10 protein-coding genes are annotated in these 11,963 nt (G+C 46.0%); 3 read left to right on the forward strand and 7 right to left on the reverse strand.

Annotated elements, in window-relative coordinates; translation table 11 throughout:
- Positions 1–9 precede the first annotated feature (9 nt).
- The 3 genes from NIAKO_RS13025 (at position 10) to NIAKO_RS13035 (ending at position 2,356) form a co-directional block, all read left to right on the forward strand.
- Entirely contained in the window at positions 10–981 is a 972-nt protein-coding gene (locus NIAKO_RS13025) for a YeiH family protein (RefSeq protein ID WP_014218898.1), read from the forward strand.
- 76 nt (positions 982–1,057) lie between these two features.
- Entirely contained in the window at positions 1,058–1,657 is a 600-nt protein-coding gene (locus NIAKO_RS13030; RefSeq protein WP_014218899.1) for a hypothetical protein, read from the forward strand.
- A 180-nt stretch (positions 1,658–1,837) separates the two neighbouring features.
- A complete protein-coding gene (locus NIAKO_RS13035; RefSeq protein ID WP_014218901.1) occupies positions 1,838–2,356 on the forward strand; it encodes a hypothetical protein in 519 nt (172 codons plus the stop codon).
- A 52-nt stretch (positions 2,357–2,408) separates the two neighbouring features.
- Here NIAKO_RS13035 and NIAKO_RS13040 read toward each other — a convergent pair whose 3' ends face one another.
- The 7 genes from NIAKO_RS13040 to NIAKO_RS13070 all read right to left on the reverse strand — a co-directional run bounded on the left by NIAKO_RS13040 (position 2,409) and on the right by NIAKO_RS13070 (position 11,957).
- Complete coding sequence (locus tag NIAKO_RS13040; protein ID WP_014218902.1) at positions 2,409–3,155, reverse strand: ThuA domain-containing protein; 747 nt, start codon at positions 3,153–3,155, stop codon at positions 2,409–2,411.
- 132 nt (positions 3,156–3,287) lie between these two features.
- On the reverse strand, positions 3,288–4,181 hold the full coding sequence (locus NIAKO_RS13045; protein WP_014218903.1) for a DUF1338 domain-containing protein: 894 nt from the start codon (positions 4,179–4,181) through the stop codon (positions 3,288–3,290).
- A 79-nt stretch (positions 4,182–4,260) separates the two neighbouring features.
- Entirely contained in the window at positions 4,261–5,319 is a 1,059-nt protein-coding gene (locus tag NIAKO_RS13050) for a saccharopine dehydrogenase family protein (RefSeq protein ID WP_014218904.1), read from the reverse strand.
- Between the two features lie 387 nt (positions 5,320–5,706).
- Positions 5,707–7,383 carry a glycoside hydrolase family 43 protein gene (locus tag NIAKO_RS13055; RefSeq protein WP_014218905.1) on the reverse strand — a complete coding sequence of 559 codons (1,677 nt, stop codon included), beginning with the start codon at positions 7,381–7,383 and terminating at the stop codon, positions 5,707–5,709.
- A 193-nt stretch (positions 7,384–7,576) separates the two neighbouring features.
- A complete protein-coding gene (locus NIAKO_RS13060; RefSeq protein ID WP_014218906.1) occupies positions 7,577–9,235 on the reverse strand; it encodes an endo-1,4-beta-xylanase in 1,659 nt (552 codons plus the stop codon).
- Between the two features lie 18 nt (positions 9,236–9,253).
- Complete coding sequence (locus NIAKO_RS13065) at positions 9,254–10,363, reverse strand: glycan-binding surface protein (protein WP_014218907.1); 1,110 nt, start codon at positions 10,361–10,363, stop codon at positions 9,254–9,256.
- Between the two features lie 19 nt (positions 10,364–10,382).
- Entirely contained in the window at positions 10,383–11,957 is a 1,575-nt protein-coding gene (locus tag NIAKO_RS13070; RefSeq protein WP_014218908.1) for a RagB/SusD family nutrient uptake outer membrane protein, read from the reverse strand.
- Positions 11,958–11,963 lie beyond the last annotated feature (6 nt).

Here is an 11,963-nt window from a genome sequence, read left to right on the forward strand (position 1 = left end):
CTTTGAGCCATGGAAACAGACAATGTTACCCCAAAAAGCAACAAAACTTTCTTAGACAGAAGCATCACCACCCGGGAGCTGATCTTTTTACTGGCCCTGGTGTTTTGTGTATCCCCGTTAATTTCGCCGCCAGTGGCGTTGTTATTGGGTTTGGTAATCGCCCAGTTTATCGGCCACCCCTACCTGCATTTAAATCATAAAGCTACGCATATGCTGCTGCAGGCCTCCGTGGTGGGGCTGGGTTTTAATATGAATGTAACAACGGCCCTGCAGGCCGGGAAAAGCGGGCTGTGGCTTACTGTAGCGTCTATTTTTGGTACGCTGATCATTGGAACTCTCATTGGCCGGATCTTCCGGATCAATAAAAAAACGGCTTACCTGATCGCCGCCGGAACGGCCATCTGTGGCGGCAGCGCCATCGCTGCCATTTCACCAGTTATAAAAGCGGAGGAAAAGCAGATCAGCGTATCGTTGGGCACCATCTTTATTTTAAACGCCAGTGCATTGGTATTGTTTCCGCTGGTGGGGCATTATTTACAACTCGATCAAACCCGGTTTGGACTCTGGTGCGCCCTGGCCATCCACGATACCAGCTCTGTAGTGGGTGCGGCCAGTAAATATGGAAATGAAGCGTTGGAAATTGCCGCCACCGTAAAACTGGTGCGGGCATTATGGATCATACCTGTTGCGTTTTTCAGTACACTGATCTTTAGAAATAAAGGGGCCCGCATTAAGATCCCCTGGTTTATCGGATTGTTTGTAGCAGCCATTTGTTTGAACACGTATGTTCCCGCCATTCAGTATGTAAGCCATACCCTTGTTGGCATTTCAAAAGGGGCGCTTACGGTTACGCTCTTCCTCATTGGATGCGGGCTTTCGGGAAAAACGGTGACGCAGGTAGGTTGGAAACCTGTTTTACAGGGGCTCATACTGTGGCTGATCGTTTCTGTAGGAACGTTGGCGGCGATAATTTATATGTAATAAGTTAAAAAATTGTTCCTGCTTTCTTCCAATTGGCTTTTGTATTATTTTGGAGCCAAATGCTGCCCTATCCCTTATGTTACCAATTAACCCGGTTATTTTTACCAGTAATTTATTAATAACCCAGCAGTATTGTTATTTACAGTTGACTAATGATACTGACAAGGCCACTATATTCAGAAGTTTCAATCCTTACATTCAGGTAGAAAGATTTTTTGAATTCAGGAAACATTACTATGATTTTGTAATTGAGGAGGATGTTCAAACTATCACGCAGGCCCATTGGACAATTGATCCATTTGACAACCCGAACATTATTGCCAAGATGTTCCATGATCAGCTGGTTCATAAAGAAGCGTGTTTAGGCGGCATTTCTCCTCCAGGTGAAAAATACCATGGTGATATTGTCATATCAAGTATCAATGAATCGGTATTGGATGGCGCATCGGAGGTGCAATCGTTTGGCTTATTTGACATTTATGATATTCCACCCATTGACACGTGGTTTTACCTGATGAATACTGATGGTGGAAAGCGGTTGTTGTTTGCCTGGATACCCGAGGGGTATATTCATTATGCAAATAATGCGGTAGAAGTAAACTGTATGGATTGCATTGGCTGGTTCAAAGACTGGTATCCTGAAGAATACAAACAATATTATTTATTGGCTCAGTAAGATCTATTATGAGTAAATTGAATTCTCTATTTATTAGCCTTTGTACCCTTTTACCCCTGACTATAATAGCACAAAAGGAAGCTTCGGGAAGTTATTTGATCCAGTATTTCACCGATGGAAAAAAGCGGATATTTTTGCGGCAGCAGCAAAATCCGTTTCATACTTTTTAAGACCCTACCCATGTTTTACTTTAAAACCATCACAATAAACAACGCTTCACCTGAGCTGGTTGAAAAAGCGATCCGGCATTATACTAAATTCAGAAACAGTTACCTGGGTTTCGTGATATCTGCGGGTGAATTTCAGGTTGAACAGTTCTTTTCCGGATTGGAAAAGAAGAACATCTTACTGATAACCCGGATGAAAGACCTACCCAGCCCTAACCTTTGGGGAGACGATAGACCATGGCGTTATCGACCCATGCCTGCCATTTTTATTCGTTTCAATAAAGAGAACAACTTCTCTTCTTACCAAATACGATTAGGGTTCTATTCTATGGTATTCTTTTGTATGGCCTCTTTTTGGTTTTTTTTTAGTGTATGGCTGTTATTACATAACGATTTTAATTTGGGGCTACTTTTTTTTAGTTTGTTATTCCTTATTGTATTTTTATTTAGAACAAACAGAGAAATAAATAAAACCAAAGGGCTAATTGACAAAGCCATTCAAATAACCAGTTCTGATGCTCACCAGCAATAAAAAGGGCGGCCTGTTATCAGACCGCCCCTTATTTATATAGAATTCAACTGCGCTATTTCATTTTAACCTTACCCATCGCATACTGCAAACCGCCCCATAAATGCTGCAGGTACAATGGATCGGCATACGATTCATCGGTATGGCCTAATTCGGTGTAAAAGGCGCGGCCACCTTCAAAATTGTGGTACCAGGCCATTGGATGGTTGGCGCCATTGGTGCCGCCCTGGTAAGAACTTTCATCGATGGAAATAAGCACATGCAGATCGGGCTGAATGTCCTTAAAATTATACCACTCGTCGGTGCGTTTCCAGGGGCGGGGTAATTGTTTGGTGGAAATGTTGGTGCTGTCGTTGATGTTCAACACAGCTTCCTGGATCTTGGGATGCTTTACAAAATAAGCCCCTACCAGTTTGCCATACCAGGGCCAGCCATATTCGGTATCGGTGGCGGCATGAATGCCCACGAATCCACCGCCAGCCTGGATGTATTGCTGAAAAGCTTTTTGTTGCTCTTCATTCAATACATCGCCTGTGGTGCTTAAGAAAACAATAGCTTTATATTGCTTCAGGTTGGCTACCACGAACTTTGTGGAATCGGTAGTGGTATCTACTTCAAAATGATACTTTACGCCTAACTCCTGAATGGCTTTTATACCTGCATCGATGGATTTGTGGTGATAACCGGCCGTTTTTGAAAATACCAGGATCTTGTCTTTTGCCAGGGAAACAATGGTGAAGGATAATAAAAAGAGCGCGGTCAATACAAATTTCATGTGGGCAGGTGCTATCGTTTTCTTCATGTTGTATAATTATTTTTTATATACTTATCCGAGCCTGAAAGTTACAGAGAAGTCGGAATAGCATGAAGAAAGGTTGCATGAAAAGTTGACCCGTTAACATGTTAACAAGTTACCGGGTCAACCAGCATGGTATTATCGGCTTGTTTGTGAGCTGTACGTGCTTTCAAAAATCTTATCGGCATTACCGGCTTCAAACCCTTCCCGGCGGTGGATGCGCTGTACCTGGTCTTTGGGCAAATGAGCAAATTGCGGCAAAATGCGTCGCTCGGCAAACTCTATATACGAGCCTGAAATGGAATGTACTTCTCCCCCGGCAAACTCCGCATCTATCATTTCGGCTACCGTAGAGCTTTGTAACAAGCCGCCATCCGGACTGGTCTTTATTTTACCGCCGGCATTGTTCAGGGTAAACCCGTTGCGCTCGAGGAATTCGTTGAACTGTACAATGGTATTGTACCCGTCTTTCAGGTTATGTACACTGATGGTAAAATGGTTCAGGTAATACCGGTTGTAAATAACCCAGGCGGCATATTCGCTTTGCGCCGCCAGGGTTTGAAAATCTGCCCAGGTTGGCAGGCGCCACAAGCCGCTGTGCAGGAACTGGTCTACTGCACCGGCATCGTCCAGGTTGATGGCTGAAACAGGATCTGCAGTGACTTCGTTGGTATAACTGGTAATGATCTGTTGTACCTCCGGCGACAGGTCCTTTACCCGCAACTCACTAATGAAAATACGTGGGTATTGCGGTGAAGGCGGTGCGTACCAAAAGGCATCCAGCTTCTTTTCAGGAAAGTGATAGTAATCTCTTTTCTGGTAGCCATAGTGCAAAAAGATCTTTTCCAGTGATTGAATACCCAACTGCGGCACTCCCATGGTGCGAAACGCAATATGATCATTTTCAATATCTGCCGGTTGGCTGATGATATTTTCCTTTATCATGGCATTGATAATGGCCGATACATCGGGAACGCGCTCTTTGTATCTGTTCATCAATCCGGACAATACGTTATCTAGTGTAGTTGACATTGCTTGTGGTTTAAGTTCCAAGGTACAGGTTACAGGGTTTTCCCCTGAAACCTGGAACCTGTAACTGCATTTTAATTGCCTATTGCTTATTGGTATACAGAAATCCGTTCTTAGTCTTAAGAAACTTCTCAAAAGGAATTTCTTCCTGTTTAATAAATCCCTTTTGCGGCAATTCTTTATTGGCTACCATTTCTACTACAGCGGCTACGGAAGCGGCGGTTGTCCAGGAGATGGCGCGCCATTCTTTACCATGGATAGTAATAGGATGATAGGCCTGGTAAAATTCATCCCGGGCCAGCTCCTGCCCTTTCCAGCCTTCCACTACGGCATATACATACACTACATCTTCACGTACCGGGGGCTTCGCTTCTGTTAGTATTTGTTCAGTTAACTCGCGCTTGTCTTTCAGGATCAGCTCATATAATAAAAACCGCATCAGTTTGGCATGACCGGGGTACCGGATGGTTTTGTAATTGAGCGTATCTACTTTGCCCTCCAGGGTTTCGCATAACGTACCCAGGCCACCACTGGTGCTGAAGGCTTCAAACTCCTGCCCTTCTATATTAATGTATTCCACGCCATCTAACGAAGGCACCATTTTGCGGGTACCATTGTGTATTACTTCGGCATCGTTGATGTATTCATTGATAACCCCGGCCGGCGACCAGGTAAAAGAGTAAGCCATCAATCCATTGGGGTAACGGGGCAATGCGCCTACGCGTAACTCCACATCGCGCAATTTAGTGAACCGGTGACAAAGATCAGCGCCCACAATCCCGATAAAACCCGGCGCCAGTCCGCACTGTGGCGCCATTACGCCTTTGGAGGTTTCCGCCATTTTACGGATAGCACTGGTTGTGGGTACATCTTCTGTAAGATCGAAATAATGAATGCCGGTTTTAAAAGCAGTTTCGGCTACCGGTAAATTGAGGTTATAAGGTAAACAGGATACCACGCCGTCCTGTTTCGACAACACGTCTTCTAAAAAATTTTTATCGGTAATATTTCCGGTAACTACTTTAAATGGTACATCGGCAGGGGCCTTTTGATCAATACCGGTAACAGTAAATATATCGTTCAGCAATGTGGCTACCAGTGAACCCACCTTGCCCAGTCCGACAACGGCAATATGTTTCATACTAATTTTAAATTAAAAGAATTAAAATATAAAATTTGAGCGCTTCGACTTCGCTCAGTGCTTAATAGCACCACCCTTCGACTCCGCTCAGGGTCAAATCAGGAATGGAATATGTGTTTAGGACGTGAAATCTATGGCACGTTGGCGCATGCGCTTCGGAGGAAAGCGAGGTAAGAATAGAATATTTTAACGCTGTAATTCACTACGCGAATTTATTCAAAAAAAGCTAAACGCCAAATCCGCCATGCTGAATGCTTAATACCGATCGTTTTAGGGCTGAATGATTTGTATGAAACACACAACGCAAAAAACAGCAACCAATAGGCAATTGGCAAATTCCTTCGCTGCGCGAAGGAACAATAGACAATTTCGGCAATTGCCTATTGTCTATTGATCATTTCCCTTACTTTCAAAATAGCTAAATACCGCGTTACTGGTGATCGGCAATCCGCTTGAGGTGGCATACATGGCATACATACAACCTACAAAGCCGCCGGCGGTATGGGTGCTCAGAAAACTGGCATCGAGGCCTTCTTTAAATGTTTTCCATGACTTGCTGCCTTTTTCCGCATAATAAAAAGAATAGGCATTGCCGTTGGTTTGTATTTTTAACTGCAGCGGCAACAGGTTGCTTGTTTGAATTTTCTGGGTGCTTAGCAGTAAGGGTTCGCCGCCATTTTTACCAGGCCCGCGGAACAATTGCAAAACAGGTTGGTTATTGTCGTACGACTGACAGAAGAAATAATAAAAATTTTCATTCTGAAACACCATCAGCCCGGCTTTTTCCTGCGAACTGGTAGGGTTAAACATAAGTGCTGTAGATGCATAGCCACGGAGGTGCGATTGCCGGAACCCAATGAATGCCGGGTTGGTTTTATCGGCCACGGTGGCGGGTTTTAGTTGCAGAGTAAGTGTTCCTTCCAGATTGTTTATCTGGTACCAGGGTTCACGCACCGTACGCAGAAACTCATAACGGTTATTTAAGGTTGGGCTTTTGAAGTTATCCCTGAAATGAAAATCGCTGCTGAACGGCAGGGGATTTTTAGCGGTGGTGTTGGGGATGCTTACTTTATCGGGCACGGTTTCATTTGCCGGCAGAATAATTGGCCAATCCTCTTGCCATTGAACCGGCGCCATAAAGGTTTCGCGGCCGGTATTGTAATTATCATCGGAATATGGACGGCAACCCAGGAACACGGCATACCAGCTGCCATCGGTTGTTGTTACCAGGTCGGCATGGCCGGTGGAGGTAACCGGTTTCTTTCTGTTGACATTTAACTGGCGCTGGCTAAGAATGGGATTGCCGCTATAGGGTTCATAAGGCCCTTCCACTTTTTTACTTCTGAAGATCACCTCCGAATGATTATAACTGGTACCCCCTTCTGCACACATCAGGTAATACATCTTATTGTATTTGTACAGGTGCGGTCCCTCGATCCAGACCGGTTTTTGCGAGATATCCGAGCCTCCATTTACCAGGGTGATCTCTTCCCCTTTTGTTTGCAGGGTTGCCAGGTCTATTTCGTACATCCGGATGGTCCGGTGGCCATCATATTGAGGTTTATTATCGGGCGCATAACTGTTGTAGGTAATATAAACTCTGCCGTTATCATCAAAGAACAAAGAGGGATCGATGTCTTTTACATTGGGTAAGAACACGGGGTTGCTCCAGGGGCCTTTGGGATTTTTGGCGGTGATAATAAAATTGCCGCCATGGCTGGTATTGGTACAGGTTATATAGAACGTGCCTTTATAAAAACGGATGGTGGGGGCAAACAACCCGCCCGATACGTGGGTGCTATCCAGGTTCAATTGTTCGGGCCGGTCCATGGCAAAACCAATTTGTTCCCAGTTGGCCAGGTCGGTACTGTGAAAGATGGGTAACCCCGGATAATAGGCAAAAGTGGAATTGACCAGGTAGTAATCGTTTCCCGCCCGGCAAATGGAGGGGTCGGGATAAAAACCAGCCAGGATGGGGTTATCTACTTTGGCTGTTTGCGCGGTGGTGCTTAAACAGCTTATGTATAGGAAAAAAAATGCTGGTAAGAATAATTTGGTTGTCATTGGGGCAACGTTATTAGGAGGTATGTATCAAATATACAAAAGAAGGAAGAATAAGAGGTGACCTGTAAGGAGGACTTTTACCCCGCGATTGTTTAAGATAAAATGGTTCTCCTTACAGGTTGTACCTAACACACCTTAAAAAAGCAGGGCTGAGCACGACTAAGCGCCCAGCCCCATCAGCCGGTCTCCCGATTTATTTTAATTGCAAACCAGTCAGAAACTCAGTATACGAGTCTTTTTTATTATAATTATCATCCCACAACAAGGGGTAATCCTTGGTATGGTAGGGTGTGCGGGCGCGTAACCAGGAGTCGGAATCGCCTACTCCCCAAACGGTTATGCCATAGCGCTGCGCCTCGGGCACATTGCGCATGTACGATTCCACCACGTACCGGTATTTGGCGGCCTGTTGCGGCAGCATGGTGGGCGACAGTACAAAATTGGCGGTTTGCGGGGAATTCTGGTCGCCCAGGTTTACGCTGATATCCAGTTCGGTGATCTTTACCAGCAAACCCAGCCGCGCCATTTTCATCAATGCGTTATCGATGGCGGTATTAGATACCAGGTAGGTCATGTGCATTTGCAAGCCTACCCCATCAATGGGAACGCCTTTTGTTTTTAACCGGGTTATCAACGCAATGAGGCTGTCCATTTTAACGGAATTCGTTTCATGGGCATAGTCGTTCAGAAATAATTTAGCGGTGGGGTCGGCGGCACGCGCATACCGGAAAGCTTTTGCTACCATGCTATCCCCGTTTGTAAGCATTTTTTTGGCTGCGTCCCGGTCGCCCAGGTAATCGCCCCAATAGAAAGCATCGCTTGCGCTTGTGCCGCTTCTCACCACCCCATTGTCGTCAAAGGGTTCGTTTACTACATCCCAGGCATGCACCCTGTCTTTATACCGGGTGATCATGCTGGTGATGAAATTCTTCATTGTTGTATCTATCCGTAATTGTTGTTCAGCAAAACCGGCAGCAGAAGCTGGTGGATTGCTGAGCGTTACGCTTACGCTGTCTATGTAATAGGTATTGGGCGTATAACCCATATCGAATACGATCTTCTTGGTAGCATTATTCGGGGTGAACGTCCACTCATAGGGCGCCCAGCTGGTGGTGGGCACATAATCAGCTGAATATTGTGCGGAACCGCCATTGTTGCTCAACCTGAATTTGCCGCCTGCTGCTGCCGCTTTTGCGTAAAATCTTACTTTGTATGAAGTGCCCGAGGTCATGGTGATGTCGTCGCTTACCACCTGTACATCCCAGGGGTTACCGGCTACGGCAGGCGCTGCTTTTAATGAGCGGGAACCCTGGTACGCTTCTCCGGCAGCCGTTCCTGCACTTACTACAGCACTGCCATTCCATACGCTCCAGTTAAGGAAAGTAACACCGCTGCCCGCGGTTTCAAACGAACCATTCAGGATGAGGCTGGGATTATTGACTGCTCCTGTGCCACCCTGGGCCAGTAAAGCTCGCAGATAGTTCCCGTTGTTGTTTTGATACCAGCATAAGGTATGTCCGTATACACTCATGCCGGCGCCTGTAATGCCATTTACAAATCCATCGGCATTGGTAAAGTTGTAAGAACCGTTGGCCTGTACAATAGCGCCATGTTTCATAACATAACCAGGGGTGGCCACGTTGAACTGCGATTTTACAAGGGAGGTATAAGTACCATTGGCCGTGAAGGCGGTATAATCAACCCCAACGCCCAATGGAAAAGAGGCGGCGTCTTTTAATGTGAGATCCAGGTTGGGATGAATGGTATCCGGATCGTTGCTCACCTTTTTCTGACAACCGGTTATGCAGGCAAACACAACCAGGCCGGGTAATAAAATATTATTAAGCTTCATTTGTACTTCGTTTTGTTATTAATAAGCAAACCGCACATTGTCAATATCCGCTTCCATTGGGTTTAAGTTGTAGTTCTGAAAATGGAACTTCACCTTGGTAATATTGGCAGGATTTGGCGTTAATGTGCCACCGCCATAGTTATTAAACATGGTGGTTAACGGGATGGAAATGGTGTTCCAACCGGTGCCATTTACCGGTATGCTTACCGCAAAATTGGTGGAATTGTTATCGGTAGTGGTTTCCTGTACAATTACCTGCAGCATGGTAGCCGTTTTGCCATTATTGTTAATATCAAATTTCAGGGTGGTGACGGCTGTGGCAGATGTCATCCCAAATGTTTGATTGGCGGTGCTCAACGCGAATGTTGAAACCCCTGCATAGGAAGTGGTGGCCGGTTGTTTGCAGATCGTTTTTAAGAAGTTACCTGATTTAGGGTCGGGGTTTGCATTGGTAACGGTCTTTGAATCCATATCGCCATAAGCGTACCAGGAATTGCCGTCGGCAGCCAGTCCGCCGCCATCAAAATCGGAGATCAGGTATGCCCGCTCCCCTATTGTAATGGCACCGGTACTGTACGTGGTACCGCCCCAGGTTACTATAGACAGCAACCCGGAGGCCGCGCCCGTTGGTACTTTTATTTTCAACCGGGTACGGCTCGATGAATCTACTATGATGGCCTTTACATTGCCGATATATACGCCACTGATATTGGTGAACATGCTGCCGGTGATGGTTACTGTATCGCCTATGGGCACGTTACCCGGAGTGAAACTGTTGATCACCGGGGCAGGTTGCAGCACAGAAAAATTAACGGCAGCCATTCTTCCATCCCTGTTTTGGATAGTGATCTGCTGCGGACCATATTTAGCATTGGCAGGCACATTGGTAAAAATGGCCGAACTGGTATTGAACACCGAACTGAACGATGCCGTGGTAGTATCGAATTTTATAGATACGATGTCCTGCATATCGCTTCCCGTGATAGTGATAAAAGTTTCGGGTAATGCAGTGGCAGGGTTCACCGATAAATTGCCGGGAGTGGGAATGCTGTCTTTTTTACAGGCTGTATATAATGTAGTTGCCAGGATGCAAATCGCTGTACAACGTAATAAAATATGTTTATTCATTTGTTGGCCAGATTTGTGTTTAATAATAAGCTACCGGTGCATCTGCCAGTTTGGGATCGATGTCTATTTCCGATTGGGGTACCGGGAACAACAGCATGCTGGCAGTAACAGAAATTTTGTTGGATACAACAGCACCATCGCCACACCAGCCTTCAAACATGCCTCTTTCTGTTTTGCTTAACCGCTCCAGGGCTTTATCCCGGGGCAGGCGAAGGATATCGTACCAGTACTGGCCTTCAAAGGCAAATTCCAGTCTTCGTTCCCGCAACAGGTCATCGGCTGTAATATTGTTAACCGGAATGCCGCCTAAACCGGCCCGCGTTCTTACCCGTAAAAACTGCGCAATGGCAATGGGGTCATTGGTGGAGGTATTGTTGCCCATTACAGCTTCTACATACGTTAGCAATACATCGGCATAGCGGATCATATAAGTGTTGATACCGGTTGACATACTATAGGCGCCGCCCGTAGCTGCGTTGTCTTCATAATTGCCCACTACATATTTTTTTACATTGGCGCCGGTTTTTGATTTGCAGGATGGATAGGTATAACCACCTCTTGCCTGCAACAATTCCGGGTAGTAATCATTGGCGCGCATATAAGTTGGTTTTCTGCGTTGGTCTCCGGCAATGGAATCCCGTTGCAGATCGAGGCTGGGTTTAAAACTGCCCCAGCCATCGGTACCGCCGGTGAGTTCCTGCCCATATGCGGCGCAATAGGCCTGGGTAACATTGCCGGTGCCATAGGCACCATCGGCGTTGCTGGCCGTCCATTGCAGGGCCCATATAGATTCCTTGTTATTGTTGTTACGGGTATAAAACAGGTCTGCAAAGCTGTCCATTAACCCATATCCATAGGTGCTTTCATTGCTGATCAGCTCCCAGGCTTTTGCTTTGGCATTGGCAAAATCATCCATGGTCAGGTATACTTTTGCCATCATGGCCTTAGCGGCGCCAGCAGATACCCGGCCGGGCGTGGCGCCCTTATTGGGTAATTTTGTTTCCGCCTGCTTCAGGTCGTTGATGATGAACTTGTAAACATCCGATACTATATGGCGGGGCAACTGGTAATTCACCATAAAGTTGTTGGTATCTGTTACAATAGGTACCGCGCCGTAATTTCTTACCAGGTAAAAATAGGCGGCGGCCCGCATGAAATAACATTCACCCATAGCGGTGTTAACGGTAGCGGCATCGAGGCTCAAAGCGTTGGGATTATTAGCCAGGTTCATTAAAATGGCATTGGCCTGACCTACCACGCTGTACAACGATGCCCACCCTTTGTACAGGTACTCGTTCGACTGCGTTACGTTCATGTTCTGGAACTGGATCATGGCAGCATTGGCATCGCCGGTAGAATTACCGGAATACACATCGCCAATACTCATGCTGTAGGTGCAGTTAAAATTAAACCAGGGCGCTCCATACATGGCGGCGGTAGCTGCCTGTACTTCTGCGGGTGTTTTAAAATAGGTATCTGTGGTATATTGTCCTTTGGGTGTGCCGTCGAAGAAAGATTTTTTACAGGCAACCATAGCCGATACAGCCAGGGTTATTCCTATAACACCTATAATATTTTTACAAATTGGCTTCATCGTTAT

Source organism: Niastella koreensis GR20-10, from assembly GCF_000246855.1.
In the GTDB taxonomy this organism is placed as follows: domain Bacteria; phylum Bacteroidota; class Bacteroidia; order Chitinophagales; family Chitinophagaceae; genus Niastella; species Niastella koreensis.

What these genes read in the sequence shown, in the direction of transcription:
- NIAKO_RS13035 (WP_014218901.1), top strand. Translation starts at nt 1,838, where the DNA reads ATGTTTTACTTTAAAACCATCACAATAAACAACGCTTCACCTGAGCTG.
- NIAKO_RS13055 (WP_014218905.1), bottom strand. Translation starts at nt 7,383, where the DNA reads ATGACAACCAAATTATTCTTACCAGCATTTTTTTTCCTATACATAAGC.
- NIAKO_RS13050 (WP_014218904.1), bottom strand. Translation starts at nt 5,319, where the DNA reads ATGAAACATATTGCCGTTGTCGGACTGGGCAAGGTGGGTTCACTGGTA.
- NIAKO_RS13040 (WP_014218902.1), bottom strand. Translation starts at nt 3,155, where the DNA reads ATGAAGAAAACGATAGCACCTGCCCACATGAAATTTGTATTGACCGCG.
- NIAKO_RS13030 (WP_014218899.1), top strand. Translation starts at nt 1,058, where the DNA reads ATGTTACCAATTAACCCGGTTATTTTTACCAGTAATTTATTAATAACC.
- NIAKO_RS13065 (WP_014218907.1), bottom strand. Translation starts at nt 10,363, where the DNA reads ATGAATAAACATATTTTATTACGTTGTACAGCGATTTGCATCCTGGCA.
- NIAKO_RS13025 (WP_014218898.1), top strand. Translation starts at nt 10, where the DNA reads ATGGAAACAGACAATGTTACCCCAAAAAGCAACAAAACTTTCTTAGAC.
- NIAKO_RS13045 (WP_014218903.1), bottom strand. Translation starts at nt 4,181, where the DNA reads ATGTCAACTACACTAGATAACGTATTGTCCGGATTGATGAACAGATAC.
- NIAKO_RS13070 (WP_014218908.1), bottom strand. Translation starts at nt 11,957, where the DNA reads ATGAAGCCAATTTGTAAAAATATTATAGGTGTTATAGGAATAACCCTG.
- NIAKO_RS13060 (WP_014218906.1), bottom strand. Translation starts at nt 9,235, where the DNA reads ATGAAGCTTAATAATATTTTATTACCCGGCCTGGTTGTGTTTGCCTGC.